This is a genomic window from Pseudomonas sp. WS 5051, from assembly GCF_012985715.1.
Lineage (GTDB): Bacteria > Pseudomonadota > Gammaproteobacteria > Pseudomonadales > Pseudomonadaceae > Aquipseudomonas > Aquipseudomonas bubulae.
In genome coordinates this window covers 12,826-32,905 of sequence record NZ_JAAQWV010000006.1, presented here as the reverse complement: position 1 = coordinate 32,905, position 20,080 = coordinate 12,826, and the positions used below count along the sequence as shown (strand labels likewise).

15 protein-coding genes and 1 pseudogene are annotated in these 20,080 nt (G+C 57.4%); all 16 read left to right on the top strand.

Annotation, left to right across the window (positions count from 1 at the left end):
* Positions 1-23: 23 nt before the first annotated feature.
* The 16 genes and pseudogenes from rseP to ispD all read left to right on the top strand — a co-directional run bounded on the left by rseP (position 24) and on the right by ispD (position 20,018).
* The gene (gene rseP / locus HBN79_RS11390) at positions 24-1,376 is read left to right on the top strand and encodes a sigma E protease regulator RseP (RefSeq protein WP_169916735.1); all 1,353 of its coding nucleotides are present in this window, start codon (positions 24-26) and stop codon (positions 1,374-1,376) included.
* Positions 1,377-1,451: 75 nt separating this feature from the next.
* On the top strand, positions 1,452-3,812 hold the full coding sequence (bamA, locus tag HBN79_RS11385; RefSeq protein WP_095001313.1) for an outer membrane protein assembly factor BamA: 2,361 nt from the start codon (positions 1,452-1,454) through the stop codon (positions 3,810-3,812).
* A gap of 44 nt (positions 3,813-3,856) precedes the next feature.
* Positions 3,857-4,360, top strand: a complete 504-nt coding sequence (locus HBN79_RS11380) for an OmpH family outer membrane protein (RefSeq protein ID WP_003440444.1) — start codon at positions 3,857-3,859, stop codon at positions 4,358-4,360.
* A 2-nt stretch (positions 4,361-4,362) separates the two neighbouring features.
* Positions 4,363-5,417, top strand: a pseudogene (lpxD, locus tag HBN79_RS11375) (UDP-3-O-(3-hydroxymyristoyl)glucosamine N-acyltransferase).
* 109 nt (positions 5,418-5,526) lie between these two features.
* Positions 5,527-5,967, top strand: coding sequence for a 3-hydroxyacyl-ACP dehydratase FabZ (gene fabZ, locus HBN79_RS11370; RefSeq protein ID WP_016781990.1), 441 nt, complete (start codon positions 5,527-5,529; stop codon positions 5,965-5,967).
* Entirely contained in the window at positions 5,964-6,740 is a 777-nt protein-coding gene (gene lpxA, locus HBN79_RS11365) for an acyl-ACP--UDP-N-acetylglucosamine O-acyltransferase (protein WP_095001315.1), read from the top strand. The genes fabZ and lpxA overlap by 4 nt, the downstream gene beginning before the upstream one ends.
* A 2-nt stretch (positions 6,741-6,742) precedes the next feature.
* The gene (gene lpxB / locus HBN79_RS11360; protein ID WP_095018170.1) at positions 6,743-7,873 is read left to right on the top strand and encodes a lipid-A-disaccharide synthase; all 1,131 of its coding nucleotides are present in this window, start codon (positions 6,743-6,745) and stop codon (positions 7,871-7,873) included.
* 11 nt (positions 7,874-7,884) lie between these two features.
* Complete coding sequence (rnhB, locus tag HBN79_RS11355; protein ID WP_095001317.1) at positions 7,885-8,493, top strand: ribonuclease HII; 609 nt, start codon at positions 7,885-7,887, stop codon at positions 8,491-8,493.
* Between the two features lie 78 nt (positions 8,494-8,571).
* Complete coding sequence (gene dnaE / locus HBN79_RS11350) at positions 8,572-12,093, top strand: DNA polymerase III subunit alpha (RefSeq protein ID WP_095001318.1); 3,522 nt, start codon at positions 8,572-8,574, stop codon at positions 12,091-12,093.
* 184 nt (positions 12,094-12,277) lie between these two features.
* Positions 12,278-13,225 (top strand): acetyl-CoA carboxylase carboxyltransferase subunit alpha, encoded by a 948-nt coding sequence (locus HBN79_RS11345; protein ID WP_016781995.1) that lies wholly within the window; start codon positions 12,278-12,280, stop codon positions 13,223-13,225.
* Between the two features lie 130 nt (positions 13,226-13,355).
* Entirely contained in the window at positions 13,356-14,672 is a 1,317-nt protein-coding gene (gene tilS, locus HBN79_RS11340; RefSeq protein ID WP_169916734.1) for a tRNA lysidine(34) synthetase TilS, read from the top strand.
* A 272-nt stretch (positions 14,673-14,944) separates the two neighbouring features.
* Positions 14,945-16,576 carry a CTP synthase gene (locus tag HBN79_RS11335; protein ID WP_029611550.1) on the top strand — a complete coding sequence of 544 codons (1,632 nt, stop codon included), beginning with the start codon at positions 14,945-14,947 and terminating at the stop codon, positions 16,574-16,576.
* Positions 16,577-16,581: 5 nt separating this feature from the next.
* Positions 16,582-17,427, top strand: coding sequence for a 3-deoxy-8-phosphooctulonate synthase (kdsA, locus tag HBN79_RS11330; RefSeq protein ID WP_016781998.1), 846 nt, complete (start codon positions 16,582-16,584; stop codon positions 17,425-17,427).
* A gap of 153 nt (positions 17,428-17,580) precedes the next feature.
* Positions 17,581-18,870: a phosphopyruvate hydratase gene (gene eno / locus HBN79_RS11325; protein ID WP_095001321.1), complete on the top strand. Its 1,290-nt coding sequence runs from the start codon at positions 17,581-17,583 to the stop codon at positions 18,868-18,870.
* A gap of 168 nt (positions 18,871-19,038) precedes the next feature.
* Positions 19,039-19,317, top strand: a complete 279-nt coding sequence (gene ftsB / locus HBN79_RS11320) for a cell division protein FtsB (RefSeq protein WP_016782000.1) — start codon at positions 19,039-19,041, stop codon at positions 19,315-19,317.
* On the top strand, positions 19,314-20,018 hold the full coding sequence (gene ispD, locus HBN79_RS11315) for a 2-C-methyl-D-erythritol 4-phosphate cytidylyltransferase (RefSeq protein ID WP_095001322.1): 705 nt from the start codon (positions 19,314-19,316) through the stop codon (positions 20,016-20,018). The genes ftsB and ispD overlap by 4 nt, the downstream gene beginning before the upstream one ends.
* Positions 20,019-20,080 lie beyond the last annotated feature (62 nt).

Below are 20,080 nucleotides of genomic sequence, written 5' to 3'. Positions count from 1 at the left end.
GGACAGAATCGCGGAGAAAGTAGATGAGTGCGCTCTATATGATTGTTGGCACCCTGGTGGCATTGGGTGTGCTGGTCACTTTTCATGAATTCGGTCACTTTTGGGTGGCGCGCCGTTGTGGCGTCAAGGTTCTGCGCTTCTCCGTGGGCTTCGGTACGCCTCTGCTTCGCTGGCATGACCGCCAGGGCACCGAGTTTGTAGTTGCTGCCATTCCGTTGGGTGGCTACGTCAAGATGCTCGATGAGCGCGAAGGCGAAGTGCCCGCCGAGCAGCGCGATCAATCGTTTAACCGCAAGACCGTAGGCCAGCGCATTGCCATCGTTGCGGCCGGGCCAATTGCCAACTTCATGTTGGCCATGGCGTTCTTCTGGGTGCTGGCAATGATGGGCAGCCAGCAGGTGCGGCCAGTCATCGGTGCAGTGGAAAGCGGCAGCCTGGCGGCTCAGGCCGGGCTGACTGCCGGTCAGGAAATCGTCTCCATCGATGGCGAGCCAACCACGGGCTGGTCAAACGTCAACCTGCAGCTGGTTCGCCGTCTGGGCGAAAGCGGTTCGTTGCAGGTGGTGGTGCGTGAGCCGGGTACGACGGCTGAAACGTCCCGTCAGTTGGTATTGAAAGACTGGCTCAAGGGCGCTGATGAGCCGGATCCGATCAAGTCGTTGGGGATTCGCCCATGGCGTCCCGAGTTGCCAGCCGTTCTGGCAGAACTCGACCCTAAAGGCCCTGCCCAGGCTGCCGGGTTTAAAACCGGTGACAAGCTGCTGGCCATCGACGATCAGCCGGTCAAGGACTGGCAGCAGGTCGTGGACTGGGTGCGGGTACATCCGCAAGCCCGTATTGTTTTGCATGTCGAGCGCGACGGTGTGCCGGTAGAGATTCCGGTCACGCTGGCTGCGCGTGGCGAAGGCAAGGCGGCAACCGGTTATCTGGGGGCCGGCGTCAAAGGTGTCGACTGGCCACCATCGATGATCCGTGAAGTCAGCTATGGCCCGCTCGCGGCAATCGGGGAGGGGGCCAAACGCACCTGGACCATGAGCATATTGACGCTCGACTCACTCAAGAAAATGTTGTTCGGCGAGCTCTCGGTAAAAAACTTGAGTGGACCGATAACCATTGCTAAAGTGGCGGGCGCTTCTGCCCAGTCGGGTGTTGCTGATTTCCTGAATTTCCTGGCTTATCTGAGTATCAGCCTCGGGGTTCTGAATTTGTTGCCCATACCTGTACTGGATGGGGGACATTTGTTGTTTTATCTGATCGAGTGGGTGCGTGGTCGCCCCTTGTCGGATCGGGTGCAGGGTTGGGGAATGCAGATCGGTATCAGCTTGGTGGTCGGGGTGATGTTACTTGCCTTGATCAACGATCTGGGCCGTCTGTAAACGCTTCGCTGAATTGCGAATCTGCCGCATTTTGCGGCAGTTTGTTTATTGCCAGTTGGAATAAGAAAGGACTTCATGAAACGTCTGCTGCTAACTGCGGTTCTCGCCGTACTGATGATCGCCGAAGTTCACGCCGAGTCCTTCACTATCTCTGATATCCGTGTCAACGGCCTCCAGCGGGTTTCCGCCGGTAGTGTGTTTGGCGCGTTGCCTCTGAACGTGGGTGAAGTAGCGGATGACCGCCGTCTGGTGGAATCCACTCGTGCGTTGTTCAAAACCGGGTTCTTTCAGGACATCCAACTGGGTCGTGATGGCAATGTGCTTGTTATCACGGTTGTCGAACGTCCTTCCGTCTCCAGCATCACCATTGACGGCAACAAGGCGATCTCCACTGATGACCTTATGAAAGGTCTTAAACAGTCGGGCCTGGCCGAAGGTGAAATCTTCCAGCGCGCCACCCTTGAAGGCGTGCGCAACGAACTGCAACGCCAGTATGTTGCCCAGGGCCGCTACTCGGCGACGGTAGACACCGAAGTGGTGCCCGAGCCGCGTAACCGGGTTGCCTTGAAGGTCAATATCAACGAGGGCACGGTTGCCGCGATCCAGCACATCAACGTGGTGGGCAACACGGTTTTCCCTGAGTCCGACCTGGTTGACCTGTTTGAACTCAAGACCACGAACTGGCTGTCGTTCTTCAAGAACGACGACAAGTACGCACGTGAAAAACTGTCGGGTGACCTTGAGCGTCTGCGCTCCTACTACCTCGATCGCGGCTATATCAATATGGATATTGCTTCGACCCAGGTATCGATCACGCCTGACAAGAAAAGCGTCTACATCACCGTAAACGTGAATGAAGGCGAAAAATACAATGTTGGCGAAGTGAAACTGAGCGGTGACCTCAAGGTTCCGGAAGATCAGATCAAGTCGCTGCTGCTGGTTCAGCCGGGCCAGGTGTTCTCGCGCAAGCTGATGACCACCACCTCGGAGCTGATCACCCGTCGTCTGGGTAACGAGGGCTATACCTTCGCCAACGTCAACGGCGTACCTCAGCCAAACCCTGAAGATCACACCGTGGCCATCACCTTTGTGGTCGATCCGGGCAAGCGTGCTTACGTCAACCGCATCAACTACCGCGGCAACACCAAGTCGGCTGACGAAGTGCTGCGTCGCGAAATGCGCCAGATGGAAGGTGGCTGGGCATCGACTTACCTGATTGACCAGTCCAAGGTCCGCCTTGAGCGTCTGGGCTTTTTCAAGGAAGTCAACGTCGAGACTCCGGCAGTGCCAGGCACTGACGATCAGGTTGACGTGAACTATGCAGTAGAAGAGCAGGCGTCGGGTTCCATTACCGCCAGCGTCGGTTTTGCCCAGAGCGCAGGTTTGATCCTGGGCGGTTCGATTACCCAGAACAACTTCCTGGGTACGGGCAACAAGGTCAGCATTGGCCTGACCCGCAGCGAATACCAGAGCCGCTACAACTTCAGCTATGTCGATCCGTACTGGACAGCTGATGGTGTGAGCCTGGGTTACAACGCTTTCTACCGCACTACCGACTACAAAGACCTGGACGTTGACGTAGCAAACTACTCGGTGGACAGCCTGGGTGCTGGTATCACCATGGGCTACCCGATCAGCGACACATCGCGCCTGACCTATGGCCTGACTGTGCAGCAGGATGAAATCAGCACCGGCCAGTACACCGTTGACGAGATTTTCGACTTCGTAAACCGTGAAGGCGACAAGTACCTCAACTTCAAGGCATCGGTCGGCTGGTCTGAATCGACCCTGAACAAAGGCGTATTGCCGACTCGCGGCAGCTCGCAAAGCCTGGTGTTTGAAACCACCATTCCAGGCAGCGACCTGCAGTTCTACAAGCTGGACTACCGTGCCCAGCTGTTCCAGCCGTTGACCGACACCTACACCATGCGCCTGCACACCGAGTTGGGCTATGGTGATGGCTATGGTTCCACCGAAGGCCTGCCGTTCTATGAAAACTACTACGCGGGTGGCTTCAACTCGGTACGTGGCTTCAAGGACAGCGCTCTGGGCCCACGCAGCACCCCAAGCCGTGGTGCTGGTGTAACCGGTAACGTAGGCACCATTGCCGACCCGGACCAGGATCCGCTGCCATTCGGTGGTAACGTGCTGATCCAGGGTGGTGTGGAAGTGTTGTTCCCTATGCCGTTCGTCAAAGACCAGCGTTCCCTGCGCACCTCCGTGTTCTGGGATGTGGGTAACGTGTTCGACACCAACTGCAAGGGCGATACCAAGGATTGCGATATCGGCTTCAGCAACCTGGCCAGCTCTGTGGGTGTTGGTGTGACCTGGGTGACTGCGCTTGGCCCGCTGAGTTTCAGCTTGGCCATGCCGATCAAGAAACCGGATGATGCCGACACTCAAGTGTTCCAATTCTCCCTCGGCCAGACTTTCTAAAGCCTGACTTCAGATACAGACAACGGATTTTTTAGGAGTGCATCGTGCGTAAGTTGACTCAATTGGTTCTCCTGGCTTCGGTTCTAGTGGCTGGCCCGGCTTTCGCCGACATGAAAATTGCCGTGCTGAACTATCAGATGGCATTGCTTGAATCGGACGCCGCCAAGCGTTACGCCGTAGATGCCGAGAAGAAATTTGGCCCGCAACTGACCAAGCTCAAAAGCCTGGAAAGCAGCGCCAAGGGTATTCAGGACCGTCTGGTAAAAGGCGGCGACAAAATGCAGCAGGGCGAGCGTGAGCGTCTGGAGCTTGAATTCAAGCAAAAGGCCCGTGACTTCCAGTTCCAGTCCAAGGAACTGAACGAAGCCAAAGCCGTTGCTGACCGTGAAATGCTGAAACAGCTGAAGCCGAAACTGGACAGCGCTGTTGAAGAAGTCATCAAAAAAGGCGCCTTTGACCTGGTGTTCGAGCGTGGTGCTGTGATTGATGTTAAACCTCAGTACGACATCACTCGCCAAGTTATCGAGCGCATGAATCAGCTGAAGTAATTATGACTGCGACTATAAAACTCGGCCAATTGGCCGAGTTCCTCGGGGCCACCTTGCGTGGCTCTGCGGAGAAAGAAATCACTGGGCTAGCCACTTTACAAGAGGCTGGCCCAGCTCAGTTGAGCTTTCTGGCCAACCCCCAGTACCGAAAATTCCTTGTCGACTGCCAGGCCGGAGCTGTATTGCTCAAGGCTGCTGACGCCGAAGAGTATCCCGGTGATGCCCTGGTTGTGCCGGATCCTTACCTGGCTTATGCGCGGATTTCCCATCTGTTTGATCCCAAACCCAAAGCCACTGCCGGCGTTCATCCATCGGCAGTGATTGCTGCTGACGCGGTGGTTGACCCTGCGGCGAGCATTGGTGCGTTTGCCGTCATCGAAAGCGGTGCGCGCATCGCTGCCGGTGTCACGGTGGGCCCTCATTGCTTTATCGGGGCGCGTTGCGAAATCGGTGAAGGCGGCTGGCTGGCTCCACGCGTGACGCTTTATCACGATGTTCGCATCGGCAAGCGCGTGGTTATTCAGTCGGGCGCAGTGCTGGGCGGTGAAGGCTTTGGTTTTGCCAACGAAAAAGGCGTGTGGCAAAAAATCGCGCAAATCGGTGGTGTGACCATTGGTGATGATGTCGAAATCGGTGTCAACACGGCCATCGACCGCGGCGCCCTGGCCGATACCGTAATCGGTAATGGGGTCAAGCTGGATAACCAGATCCAGATCGCGCACAACGTTCAGGTCGGTGACCATACGGCCATGGCCGCATGTGTCGGGATCTCGGGCAGCACCAAGATCGGCAAGCACTGCATGCTGGCAGGTGGTGTCGGTTTGGTGGGGCACATTGAAATTTGTGACAATGTATTCTTGACTGGCATGACAATGGTGACCCACTCGATTACCGAGCCTGGCGCCTACTCTTCCGGTACCGCGATGCAGCCGGCCGCCGAGTGGCGCAAAAGTGCGGCACGTATTCGTCAGCTGGACGATATCGCCCGGCGATTGAAACAACTGGAAAAGCACGTCGGTAAGTGACCCCCGGCGGTAAAGCTTCTTCAAAAGGTTAATACAATTTCCATATCAAGCGTGCAGAGCCATTGGTTTGCTTCCTTGATTTGCTAGAGGAGCGCGCCTTAGTCGCGCGCGCCCAATCTTTATTACAGGCTTCCCCACGAAATGATGGACATCAACGAGATTCGCGAATATCTGCCCCACCGTTACCCGTTCCTGCTGGTGGACCGAGTGGTGGATCTGGATGTCGAGAACAAGCGCATTCGTGCCTACAAGAATGTCAGCATCAATGAGCCTTTTTTCAACGGTCACTTCCCGGCCCACCCGATCATGCCGGGCGTGTTGATCATCGAGGCCATGGCTCAGGCAGCCGGCATCCTTGGTTTCAAGATGATGGACCTCAAGCCGGCTGACGGTACACTTTATTACTTCGTAGGTTCCGACAAGCTACGCTTTCGTCAGCCTGTGCTGCCAGGTGATCAACTGATCCTTGAGGCCAAGTTCTTGAGCTGCAAGCGTTCCATCTGGAAGTTCGAGTGCCAGGCAACGGTTGACGGCAAGCCGGTATGCTCGGCTGAAATCATTTGTGCGGAACGCAAACTATGAGTTTGATTGACCCTCGCGCAATCATCGATCCGACGGCCATTTTGGCCGACGACGTCGAGGTCGGCCCTTGGTCGATCATCGGCGCTGGTGTGGAAATCGGCGAGGGGACTGTGATTGGGCCGCATGTGATTCTCAAGGGCCCAACCAGGATCGGTAAGCACAATCGCATCTACCAGTTTTCTTCGGTAGGCGAGGACACCCCTGATCTGAAGTACAAGGGTGAGGAAACTCGCCTGGTGATCGGTGACCACAACGTGATTCGTGAAGGTGTCACCATTCATCGCGGCACCATTCAGGACCGCTCTGAAACCACGCTGGGTGATCACAACCTGGTAATGGCCTATGCCCATATCGGCCATGACAGCGTTATTGGCAACCATTGCATCCTGGTCAATAACTCTGCGTTGGCAGGCCATGTGCACATGGGTGACTGGGCCATCCTGTCCGGTTTTACCCTGGTCCATCAGTTCTGCCACATCGGTGCGCACAGCTTTTCGGGCATGGGCACTGCCATTGGCAAGGACGTTCCTGCATTTGTAACCGTGTTTGGCAGCCCTGCCGAAGCACGCAGCATGAACTTCGAAGGCATGCGTCGTCGCGGCTTCAGTGACGATGCCATCCATGCCTTGCGTCGTGCCTACAAGGTGGTTTACCGCCAGGGGTTGACTGTTGATCAGGCGCTTGCAGAATTGGCCGAGCCTGCTGCGCAGTTCCCGGAAGTTGCCATGTTTGTAGAGTCCATACGCTCTTCCACTCGCGGCATCACGCGCTAGTCATGGCCAGATTGCGTATCGCGCTGGTAGCGGGTGAGGCCTCGGGCGACATATTGGGTTCGGGGTTGATGCGGGCACTCAAGGCCCAGCATTCTGATATCGAATTTATCGGCGTGGGTGGTCCATTGATGGAAGCAGAGGGCATGAGCTCCTACTTCCCGATGGAACGTCTGTCGGTGATGGGTCTGGTTGAAGTGCTGGGTCGCCTGCGTGAATTGCTCAAGCGCCGCAAGCTGTTGGTTCAGACCCTGATCGCCGAAAAGCCCGACGTGTTTATCGGCATCGACGCCCCCGATTTCACCCTCAATATCGAACTTCAATTGCGTCGTGCCGGGATCAAGACCGTGCATTATGTGAGCCCGTCCGTGTGGGCGTGGCGGCAGAAGCGCGTGCTGAAAATCCGCGAAGGTTGCGATTTGATGCTGACGTTGCTGCCATTCGAGGCGCGCTTTTACGAAGAGCACGGTGTGCCCGTGCGTTTTGTCGGGCATTCGCTGGCAGACACCATTCCTCTTGAGGCCGACAAGGCCGGTGCGCGCGCCGAGTTGGGCCTGCCTGACGGGCCGTTGGTCGCCTTGATGCCGGGTAGTCGTGGTGGTGAAGTTGGCAAGCTTGGCGGGTTGTTTCTCGATGCCGCGCAAATAATCCGCCAAGCTCGCCCTGATGTGCGCTTTGTATTGCCTTGCGCGAGCGCAGCGCGTCGCGAGCAGATCGAACAGTTGCTGGTGGGGCGCGACTTGCCGCTGACCTTGCTCGACGGCCAGTCGCACCTCGCGCTAGCGGCCTGTGATGCGGTCTTGATCGCATCGGGCACGGCCACTCTTGAAGCCTTGCTGTACAAGCGGCCGATGGTGGTGGCTTATCGTCTTGCGCGTCTCACGTTCTGGATTCTCAAGCGTCTGGTCAAAAGCCCGTATGTGTCGCTGCCCAACTTGCTGGCCCAGCGCATGCTGGTGCCCGAGCTGTTGCAGGATGCAGCCACGCCTGAGGCACTGGCCCGCACCTTGCTGCCTTTGCTTGAGGGTGGTGAAGAGCAGACCCGCGGCTTTGACGAAATTCATCGCACCTTGCGTCTCGACGCTTCCAATCAGGCCGCCAAAGCGGTACTGGGCCTGATTGCACAATCCAAATGAGTAAAGTAACCATGCAAATCGGCTTGGACTTCAATCTGGTCGAAGACCTCGTGGCGGGTGTCGATGAAGTGGGTCGTGGCCCCTTGTGCGGTGCCGTGGTAACGGCCGCCGTGATTCTCGACCCCAATCGGCCTATCGCCGGGCTCAATGATTCGAAAAAGCTCACTGAAGCCCGTCGCGAAAAGCTCTTCGACGAAATTCGTGAAAAAGCACTGAGCTGGTGCATTGCTCGGGCCGAAGTCGAAGAAATCGACGAGCTGAACATTCTGCACGCCACCATGCTGGCCATGCAGCGCGCTGTTGAAGGGCTGAGCATTACCCCGAAACTGGCCATGATCGACGGTAATCGTTGCCCCAAGCTGGCTATGCCAGCCGAGGCCGTGGTCAAGGGCGATAGCAAGGTACCGGCAATTGCCGCGGCATCGATTCTGGCCAAGGTCAGCCGTGACCGCGAAATGGCTGCATTCGAGCTGCAGTACCCTGGCTATGGCATTGGCGGGCACAAGGGTTACCCAACGGCCGTTCATCTTGCAGCCCTTGAGCGCCTGGGGCCTACACCGATACATCGCCGTTCGTTTGGTCCGGTGCGTCGTGCTTACGAGGCCCTTGAAGGCCTTTAGCCATAAGGCTGATGTTTTTGCCAAGGCCCGGTACAATCCGGGCCTTGTTGTTTCTCAAAGCTTATAGACAGGATCACCATGCCGGCTTCATTCGTTCACCTGCGCCTGCACACTGAATACTCCCTGGTCGATGGCCTGGTGCGGATCAAACCGCTGATCAAAACTCTGGCCGGCATGAATATGCCCGCTGTCGCGGTGACCGATCAGAACAACATGTGCTCCCTGGTCAAGTTCTACAAGGCGGCCATGGGCGGCGGCATCAAGCCGATCAGTGGTGCAGACCTGTGGCTGTCGAACAAGGACCCTGAAAACCCCCTCAGCCGTATCAGCCTGTTGGCGATGAACCCGTTGGGCTATCGCAACCTGACCGAGCTGATCTCCCGTGGTTACATCGATGGCCAGCGCAATGGCCAGGTCATCATCGAGCGCGAGTGGGTAGCCGAGGCCGCCGACGGCCTGATCATGCTGTCGGCTGCGAAAGAGGGCGAGATCGGTGTCGCGCTGATCAGTGGCAACACTGAAGAAGCCGAGACCCTGGCCCGAGAATGGATGACGGTGTTCCCTGACCGCTTCTATATCGAAGTGCAGCGTACCAAGCGTCCCAATGACGAAGAGCATCTGCATGCGGCTGTGGCCCTGGCAGACAAGATCGGCGCGCCGCTGGTGGCAACCAACGATGTGCGCTTTATCAGGCAACAGGACTTTGAGGCTCACGAAACCCGCGTCTGCATTGGTGAGGGCCGGGCACTGGACGACCCGCGTCGCTCCAAGAATTACAGCGATCAGCAGTATCTGAAAAGCGCCGAGGAAATGGCCGAGCTGTTCAGTGACTTGCCTGATGCTTTGGCAAACACGGTTGAAATTGCCAAACGCTGCAATATCGAAGTAAAGCTGGGCACTCACTTTTTGCCCAACTTCCCGATCCCTGATGGCATGACCATCGATGAATATTTCCGCAAGGTGTCATTTGACGGCCTGGAAGAGCGCCTGAGCGTTCTGCTGCCCAAAGACACCACCGAGGATTACGACACCAAGCGTCAGGTGTATGTCGACCGGCTGAATTTCGAACTGGATATCATCATCCAGATGGGGTTCCCGGGTTACTTCCTGATCGTGATGGACTTTATTCAGTGGGCCAAGAGCAATGGCGTACCGGTAGGGCCGGGCCGGGGGTCGGGTGCCGGCTCGCTGGTGGCCTATGTACAGAAGATCACCGACCTTGATCCGCTGGAATACGACCTCCTGTTCGAACGATTCCTTAACCCGGAACGGGTATCGATGCCCGACTTCGACGTCGACTTCTGCATGGATGGTCGCGACCGGGTAATCGAGTATGTGGCCGAAAAATACGGACGCAACGCGGTAAGCCAGATCATCACTTTCGGTTCGATGGCCGCCAAGGCGGTAATCCGTGACGTGGCGCGGGTGCAGGGCAAGTCCTACGGCCTGGCGGATCGTCTGTCGAAGATGATTCCGTTTGAAGTCGGTATGACCTTGGAAAAAGCCTTCGAGCAGGAGGAAATCCTGCGCGACTTTATCAAGGTCGATGAAGAAGCGGCCGAAATCTGGGAAATGGCCCGCAAGCTTGAAGGCGTTGTACGTAACGTCGGCAAGCACGCCGGTGGTGTGGTGATCGCACCGACCAAACTGACTGACTTCTCGCCGATTTACTGCGACGAAGAGGGTGGTGGTCTGGTTACCCAGTTCGACAAGGATGACGTTGAGTCTGCTGGCCTGGTGAAGTTCGACTTCCTCGGTCTGCGGACCCTGACAGTGATCGACTGGGCGTTGAAAACCATCAACCGCGATCGCGCCAAGGTCGACGAGCCACCGCTGGATATCGCCTTTATCCCGCTGGACGACAAGCCGACCTACCAGTTGCTGCAAAAGGCCGAAACCACCGCGGTGTTCCAGCTCGAGTCGCGCGGTATGAAAGAGCTGATCAAAAAGCTCAAACCCGACTGCCTGGAAGACTTGATCGCACTGGTGGCCCTGTTCCGTCCAGGGCCGCTGCAGTCAGGCATGGTTGATGACTTTATCAACCGTAAGCACGGCCGTGCCGAACTGGCGTACCCGCACTCCGATTATCAGTACGAAGGCCTCAAGCCGGTATTGGCACCCACTTACGGCATCATCCTGTATCAGGAACAGGTGATGCAGATTGCCCAGGTCATGGCCGGGTATACCCTCGGCGGCGCTGACATGCTGCGTCGGGCCATGGGTAAGAAAAAACCTGAAGAAATGGCCAAGCAGCGAGGTGGCTTTATTGAAGGTTGCGCCAATAACAATATTGACGCTGACCTGGCCGGTAACATTTTCGACCTGGTGGAAAAATTCGCCGGTTACGGTTTCAACAAATCCCACTCCGCTGCCTACGGCCTGGTGTCGTACCAGACCGCCTGGCTGAAAACCCACTACCCGGCGCCATTTATGGCCGCGGTACTGTCGGCGGATATGCACAACACCGACAAGGTGGTGATCCTGATCGAAGAGATTCGCAGCATGAAGCTGCGTCTCGATGCGCCGGATGTGAATGCCTCGGAGTTCAAGTTCACGGTGAACGATGAAGGCCGGATCATTTATGGCCTGGGGGCGATCAAGGGGGTGGGCGAGGGGCCTGTCGAGGCCATTACCGAGGCGCGTCAGGACGGCCCGTTCAAGGATTTGTTCGATTTCTGCGCCCGGGTTGACCTCAAACGTATCAACAAGCGTACTCTTGATGGCCTGATCCGCAGCGGTGCCCTTGACCGCCTGGGGCCGTTTTTCCATGACGAGCCCAAGGCCTGGCAAGCCAACATCGACCAGAACCGTGCGGTGTTGCTGTCGGCGCTGGAAGAAGCGATCAAGGCAGCCGAACAAACTGCGCGCACCCATGACAGCGGGCACGCCGACCTGTTTGGCGGGTTGTTTGTCGAGGCTGATGCGGACGTCTATGCCCACCACCGCAAGGCCAGGGAACTGACGCTCAAGGAGCGACTCAAAGGCGAGAAGGACACTCTGGGCCTGTACCTGACCGGCCATCCGATTGACGAGTACGAGGGCGAGATCCGCCGCTTTGCCCGCCAGCGCATTATTGATCTCAAGCCAGCCCGTGATACCCAGACCGTTGCCGGGATGATTATCGCGTTGCGGGTGATGAAGAACAAAAAAGGCGACAAGATGGGCTTTATCACTCTCGATGACCGTTCGGCGCGCATTGAAGCGTCGTTGTTTGCCGAGGCGTTTCATTCGGCGCAGTCGCTGTTGCAGACTGATGCGATGGTGGTGGTCGAAGGTGAAGTCAGCAATGACGACTTCTCCGGTGGCCTGCGCCTGCGGGTCAAACGGGTGATGAGCATGGAAGATGCACGCACCAGTCTGGCCGAGAGCTTGCGCCTGAAAGTGAACCGGGACGCGCTCAAGGGTGATCAGTTGCGTAATCTGGGCGAGTTGCTGAAAAAACATCGCGGAGCCTGTCCTGTCACCATGGAGTACACGGGCGAAGAGGCCAAGGCCATGCTGCAGTTTGGCGAGACCTGGCGGATCGATCCGGCAGACAGCTTGATTCAAGCCCTGCGTGACCAGTTCGGGCGAGACAACGTCTTCCTCCAATACCGTTGACGGTCAGGGGCCATAGCTGCGCCCTGACCTCGACCTGAATTTTTAATCTCGACCTGAGAGCGCCTGTCCCTTAAGGTAGGCGCGATACAGATCAACCGGCTGCCCCAGCTCGGTTAGAAACGCCAGCAATTGCTGGGTTTCAGACCCTCTGGCATGCTTTGCCGCCGACCCAAGACGGATGCTTATGAACCCGAATTTTCTTGATTTCGAACAGCCGATTGCTGACCTGCAAGCCAAAATCGAAGAGTTGCGCTTGGTTGGTAATGACAATTCGCTGAATATCAGTGATGAAATCTCTCGTCTGCAAGACAAAAGCAAAACGCTGACTGAAGATATTTTCGGCAAGCTGACCAGCTGGCAGATTGCCCGTTTGGCCCGTCACCCGCGTCGTCCCTACACGCTGGACTACATCGATCACATCTTCACCGAGTTCGATGAGCTGCATGGCGACCGCCACTTTGCCGATGACGCTGCCATTGTTGGCGGTATTGCCCGTCTGGACGATCAGCCAGTGATGGTGATTGGTCATCAGAAAGGCCGTGAAGTGCGTGAAAAGGTACGACGCAACTTCGGTATGCCGCGCCCTGAAGGCTACCGCAAGGCCTGCCGTCTGATGGAAATGGCCGAGCGCTTCAAGATGCCGATCCTGACCTTTATCGACACGCCGGGTGCTTACCCGGGTATCGACGCCGAAGAGCGCAACCAGAGCGAAGCCATTGCCTGGAACCTGCGCGTCATGTCGCGCCTGAAAACCCCTATCATCGCCACCGTTATCGGCGAAGGCGGTTCGGGCGGTGCATTGGCCATTGGCGTGTGCGACCAGTTGAACATGCTGCAGTACTCGACCTACGCGGTGATCTCGCCGGAAGGTTGCGCCTCCATTCTGTGGAAAACCGCCGAAAAAGCGCCGGACGCAGCTGAAGCCATGGGTATCACTGCCGAGCGCCTGAAAGGCCTGGGCATCGTCGACAAGGTGATTGGCGAGCCATTGGGCGGCGCGCACCGTGACCCGGCTGCGGCTTCTGCGAGCATTCGTGCCGATCTGATTTCCCAGCTCGACATGCTCAAGAAGCTGGATCACGAAGCCCTGCTCAAGCGTCGTTATGATCGTTTGATGAGCTACGGTCTCTGATACCTGATTAAAACCGGCCCTCACCCCAACCCTCTCCCGGAGGGAGAGGGAGCTGATTGGTGGTGTTCTCGCTACCGCGTGCGGTCAGTCCCCTCTCCCTCCGGGAGAGGGCTAGGGTGAGGGGCTTTTAATGGCTGACATGTCAACTCTACTTCTGCAAGCCCTCGGCCCCTGGCGCAACGCCAAGGCCTGGCACGTCGCGCTCTCCGGCGGACTCGATTCCACCGTTCTGCTGCACCTTCTCGTTCAATTACGTAAAACCCACTCATTACCGCCTATCACCGCTGTCCATGTGCATCATGGCCTACAGGCGGCGGCCGATGCGTGGCCAGCCCATTGTCAGGCACTGTGTAAGGGGCTTGGAGTGCCCTTGCAGGTGATTGCCGTGCAGGTGCAGGCGGGAGCAAGTGTCGAGCGTGCGGCGCGGGATGCGCGCTATCAGGCGTTTGCGGCGATCAGCGGTGCCGGGGAGGTGCTGCTGCTCGGGCAGCATCGCGATGACCAGGCTGAAACCCTGTTGTTTCGCCTGTTGCGCGGGGCGGGGGTCAGCGGCCTGGCGGGCATGCCGCGCCAGCGTCGCCTGGGCGCAGGACACCTGTGCCGACCTTTGCTGGACGTGTCCCGCGCCCAGCTTGAGTCATATGCCCGAACACAGGGTCTGAGCTGGATTGAGGACCCGTCTAACACCCAGACAGATTTTTCCCGCAATTTTCTGCGCCATGAAGTCTTCCCGATCCTCGCTCGGCGCTGGCCCCAGGCGGCTGCCAGCATGGCCCGCAGCGCAGTGCACTGTGCCGAGGCGCAGGGTTTGCTGGATGAACTGGCCCAGCAGGATTTGCACGCTGCGGGCTCTACCAGCGAGTTTGCCTGGCTTGGCTTGCCCTCCCTGGAACTGACCGCCATCGCCAGCCTGTCACCTGCCCGTCAGCGCAATGCCTTGCGTCACTGGCTGTCAGCCTTCACGTCATTGCCGGACACCGACCATTGGGCGGGGTGGGATGCCCTGCGGGATGCCCGCATCGATGCGCAGCCGGTGTGGAAGCTCGCAGACGGCGAGTTGCATCGTGCCGGTGGGCGTATTTGGTGGCTGGCCGGCGAATGGTTGCACCAACCGATCGCCCCCGTGTTGTGGCCCTGTCCTGATCAGGCCCTGGCGCTGCCGGGTAATGGTCGTGTGCATTTTGTCGGGGATATCCCGGATGGCCCTTTGCAAGTGAGCTATCGTCTAGGGGGCGAAGTGATGGCGCAGGCACAGCGCGGTCATCGTGATCTCAAGCGGCTGCTCAACGAGCGAGGTGTTCCGTTGTTTGCCCGTGGCAGATTGCCGCTTCTGTACCGCAATGAGCAGTTATTGGCCGTGGCAAACCTCCCTGGACTGGACTCCAGCCCCTGTGGGCACTGGAAATTGCAGTGGCTGCCAACTTCGAGCGATCAAGGTTTGAGCTGAAAGGGGGTTTCCGGTAGACTACGCTCCCTTCTTGATACAACTTCTGTGGATTCACCAGAATTGCAGATGTTGCCGATTACCAAGCAGTCTTTGCTGGGCGATTTTAAAAAAATGTGTGGCTTGCATCGAACCGGTGGTTTCCATCGGTCTGTTTCAACGCAGCAGTTTTTCGAAAGGTGCACTGTGACTAATGCTGGTGATTGGGGGCTTCGGCCTTCCTTCGCTTTCCCCGGCGGCTCTGACCGCTTTAACGCAGACTTCTAGGGTTTTTCATGACGCGCTACATCTTCGTCACGGGCGGTGTTGTTTCTTCATTGGGGAAAGGCATTGCCTCGGCTTCATTGGCAGCCATCCTGGAGGCGCGGGGACTTAAGGTCACCATGCTGAAGCTGGACCCCTACATCAACGTTGATCCGGGCACCATGAGCCCGTTCCAGCACGGTGAAGTGTTCGTCACGCACGACGGCGCCGAAACCGACCTGGACTTGGGCCATTACGAGCGGTTTATCCGCACGACCATGACCCAGAACAACAACTTCACCACGGGCCGCGTTTACGAACACGTCCTGCGCAAGGAGCGCCGTGGTGATTACCTGGGTGCAACCATTCAGGTAATTCCGCACATCACCGACGAAATCAAACGTCGGATCATCAAGGGCGCCGGCGATGCCGACGTAGCGATGGTTGAGATTGGCGGCACTGTGGGTGACATTGAGTCGCAACCGTTCCTCGAAGCTATCCGTCAGCTGCGCATCGAAGTGGGCGCCAAGCGCGCCATGCTGATGCACCTGACTCTGGTTCCGTACATTGCCACCGCTGGCGAAACGAAAACCAAACCTACACAGCACTCGGTTAAAGAGCTGCGTTCCATCGGCCTGCAGCCAGACGTACTGATCTGCCGCTCCGATCACCACGTTGATGTGTCTTCGCGTCGCAAGATCGCGCTGTTCACCAACGTTGAGGAACGTGCTGTCATTTCGCTGGAAGACGCCGACACCATCTACAAGATCCCGGGCATGCTGCACGCTCAGGGCCTGGATGATTTCGTCGTTGAGCGCTTTGGCCTGGAATGCAACAGCGCCGACCTGTCCGAGTGGGACAAGGTCGTCGACGCCAAGCTGAACCCGGAGCACGAAGTCACCATCGCGATGGTCGGCAAGTACATGGAACTGCTGGACGCGTACAAATCGCTGATCGAAGCGATGAGCCACGCCGGTATTTCCAACCGTACCAAGGTCAACCTGCGCTATATCGACTCCGAAGACATCGAAAACAAAGGCACCGAGCTGCTTGAAGGCTGTGATGCCATTCTGGTTCCGGGCGGCTTCGGTCTGCGCGGCGTCGAAGGCAAGATCACTGCCGTTCAATATGCACGCGAGAACAAGGTGCCATACCTGGGTATCTGCCTGGGCATGCAAGTAGCGGTTATCGAGTTCGCACGTAATGTGCTGGGCTGGAAAGACGCCAACTCCACCGAATTCGATCGCAGCAGCGGCCATCCGGTTGTCGGTCTGATCACCGAGTGGGAAGACGCCACCGGTGCAGTCGAAACCCGTACCGAAACTTCCGACCTGGGCGGCACCATGCGTCTGGGCGCGCAGGATTGCCAGCTGCAAGCCGGTTCCCTGGTTCACGATTGCTATGCCAAGGACGTGATTGTTGAACGTCATCGTCATCGCTATGAAGTGAACAATAACCTGCTGCCGCAACTGACCGAAGCAGGCCTGAAAGTGACCGGTCGTTCCGGTGACGGCGCGTTGGTAGAAGTGGTTGAAGCTCCGGACCATCCTTGGTTTGTCGCTTGCCAGTTCCACCCGGAGTTCACCTCCACGCCACGTGATGGCCATCCATTGTTCACCGGTTTCGTCAAGGCTGCACTGGCGCAACACGAGAAGAAGGCGTAATCAGAATGGCGCAAAAGATTATCCGTGTAGGCAATATCGAAATTGCCAACGACAAGCCAATGGTCTTGTTCGGTGGCATGAACGTGCTGGAAAGCCGTGATATGGCCATGCAGGTGTGCGAAGAGTACGTACGGGTCACCGAAAAGCTTGGTATTCCTTACGTGTTCAAGGCCAGTTTCGACAAGGCCAATCGTTCATCTGTCAGCTCTTACCGTGGCCCAGGCCTCGAAGAAGGCATGCGGATTTTTCAGGACATCAAGGCCGCCTTCGGTGTGCCGCTGATTACCGACGTCCACGAGCCTGCGCAAGCGGCCGTGGTCGCCGAGGTCTGCGACATCATCCAGTTGCCGGCTTTCCTGTCGCGTCAAACTGACCTGGTCGTGGCCATGGCCAAGACCGGCGCCGTGATCAACATCAAAAAAGCCCAGTTCCTTGCGCCTCAGGAAATGAAACACATCCTGAGCAAATGCGAAGAAGCGGGCAATGATCAGTTGATCCTCTGCGAACGTGGCTCCAGCTTTGGCTACAACAACCTTGTTGTCGACATGCTGGGCTTCGGCATCATGAAGCAGTTCGAATATCCGGTGTTTTTCGACGTGACCCATGCGCTGCAAATGCCTGGCGGTCGCTCGGACTCTGCCGGTGGTCGTCGTGCCCAGGTAACCGACCTGGCCAAGGCTGGTATCAGCCAGAGCCTGGCCGGTCTGTTCCTGGAAGCACACCCGGATCCTGACAACGCCAAGTGCGACGGCCCTTGTGCCTTGCGCCTGGACAAGCTGGAGCCATTCCTGGCTCAGCTGAAGTCGCTGGATGAGTTGGTTAAAAGTTTTCCGACAATAGAAACCGCGTAACCCTCGTTTCTCCGGTAAAGTACCGCACGATTTCTCGGGCCTCAGGGCCCGAGCCTTATCGCCCGCAAGGCTGCCCGCTATTTGACCCTTGCCGCCGATAACAATATTTCCCTCAGCTGCGTCGTTTTCGTCAACTTTGGAGTATTTACAACAATGGCAAAGATCGTCGACATCAAAGGTCGTGAAGTTCTCGACTCCCGTGGCAATCCCACTGTGGAAGCGGACGTGCTTCTCGACAACGGCATCATCGGCAGCGCTTGCGCGCCGTCCGGTGCTTCCACCGGTTCCCGTGAAGCGCTGGAACTGCGTGATGGCGACAAAAGCCGTTACCTGGGCAAAGGCGTGCTGAAAGCCGTTGCCAATATCAACGGCCCGATTCGTGATTTGCTGCTGGGTAAAGACCCGGTTGACCAAAAGGCGCTGGACCACGCGATGATCGCGCTGGACGGTACTGAGAACAAAGGCTCCCTGGGCGCCAACGCCATCCTGGCTGTATCCCTGGCTGCGGCCAAGGCTGCTGCACAGGACCAGGACCTGCCGCTGTATGCACACATCGCCAACCTGAACGGCACTCCGGGTGTTTACTCGATGCCGGTTCCGATGATGAACATCATCAACGGTGGCGAGCACGCCGATAACAACGTCGACATTCAAGAGTTCATGGTTCAGCCGGTTGGCGCCAAGACCTTTTCCGACGCGCTGCGCATGGGCACCGAAATCTTCCATCACCTCAAAGCAGTGCTCAAGGCCCGTGGCCTGAACACCGCAGTGGGCGACGAAGGCGGTTTCGCACCGAACCTGGCGTCCAACGAAGATGCTCTGAAAGTCATTTCCGAAGCCATCGCCAATGCCGGTTACACCCTGGGCACCGACGTGACCCTGGCGCTGGACTGCGCGGCCAGCGAATTCTACGAAGACGGCAAGTACAACCTGTCGGGCGAAGGCCAAGTGTTCAGCTCCGAAGGTTTTGCTGAATACCTCAAAGGTCTGACCCAGCGTTACCCGATCATCTCCATCGAAGACGGTCTGGACGAGTCTGACTGGGATGGCTGGAAAATCCTGACCGACAAAATCGGTGAGAAGGTGCAGCTGGTAGGCGACGACCTGTTCGTCACCAACACCAAGATCCTGAAAGAAGGCATCGACAAGAGCATCGCTAACTCGATCCTGATCAAGTTCAACCAGATCGGCACCCTGACCGAAACCCTGGAAGCCATCCAGATGGCCAAGGCTGCAGGTTACACGGCTGTGATCTCGCACCGCTCCGGCGAAACCGAAGATTCCACCATTGCCGACCTGGCCGTGGGGACTGCGGCTGGCCAGATCAAGACCGGCTCGCTGTGCCGTTCCGATCGCGTTTCCAAGTACAACCAATTGCTGCGTATCGAAGAGCAACTGGGTGCAAAAGCTAAGTACAACGGCCGTGGCGAGTTTCGCGGCTGAGTACTTAATGGTAAAAAGTCAGCAGGTAGTGTCGGAAAGCTCGCCAAGTCGGGTCTTTTGACACTAATCTGATGCTTCTGTATACAAGCCTGGTTCGTCCAGGCTTTGTATTATTCGTTGTTTACGTTTGTCGGCATGGCTGTCTTTTCACTGGATACCTGATATTCGATGCGCAGTCCCAATTGGTTGTTTCTAATCTTGCTCTTGCTGCTGGCAGGCCTGCAGTATCGCCTGTGGGTGGGTAATGGCAGTTTGGCGCAGGTTACTGACCTGACCCAGCAAATAGCCGATCAGCGTGCTGAAAACGAAATCCTGCTTGAGCGCAACCGCGTGCTGGATGCGGAAGTGCTGGAGCTGAAAAAAGGCATGGAGACCGTTGAAGAACGTGCTCGCCATGAGTTGGGCATGATCAAAGAGGGTGAAACCCTCTATCAGTTGGCCCAATGAGTCATTTGTCACCGGCCTTCTGGGCCGTGATTCCTGCCGCGGGTGTAGGTGCCCGTATGGCCGCGGACCGTCCCAAACAATATTTGCAGTTGGGTGGCCGCAGTATTCTGGAACACAGCATCAGCTGTTTCCTCGACCACCCGGGCCTGAAGGGGCTGGTGGTCAGTGTCGCTTTTGATGATCCTTTCTGGCCGTCCTTGCCTTGTGCTGCCGACCCTCGGGTTGTGCGGGTAGACGGCGGGCGTGAGCGCGCCGACTCGGTACTCAACGCGTTGTTGCACCTGCATGCGCAGGGCGCGGCAGATGACGATTGGGTGTTGGTGCATGATGCCGCGAGGCCCAACCTGTCTCGGGAAGACCTTAACAAGCTGCTGAGTGAATTGGCTGACGACCCTGTAGGTGGTTTGCTAGCCGTTCCAGCGCGAGACACGCTCAAGCGGGTGGACAAGCAGGGGCGTGCGGTTGAAACCGTGGATCGCAGCTTGATCTGGCAGGCCTATACGCCGCAGATGTTCCGCTTGGGGGCGTTGCATCGTGCTTTGGCTGACAGTCTGGTGGCCGATGCAACCATCACCGATGAATCTTCAGCGATGGAGTGGGCAGGTCTGGCACCGCGTTTGATCGAAGGGCGTTCGGACAATATCAAGGTCACCCGCCCCGAAGACCTCGAGTGGTTGCGTTTGCGTTGGGCCAAGCGCTGATCAGAACCTGCTGAGGTTCTTGTGGGAGCGGGCTTGCTCGCGATGGTATCACCTGAATTTGC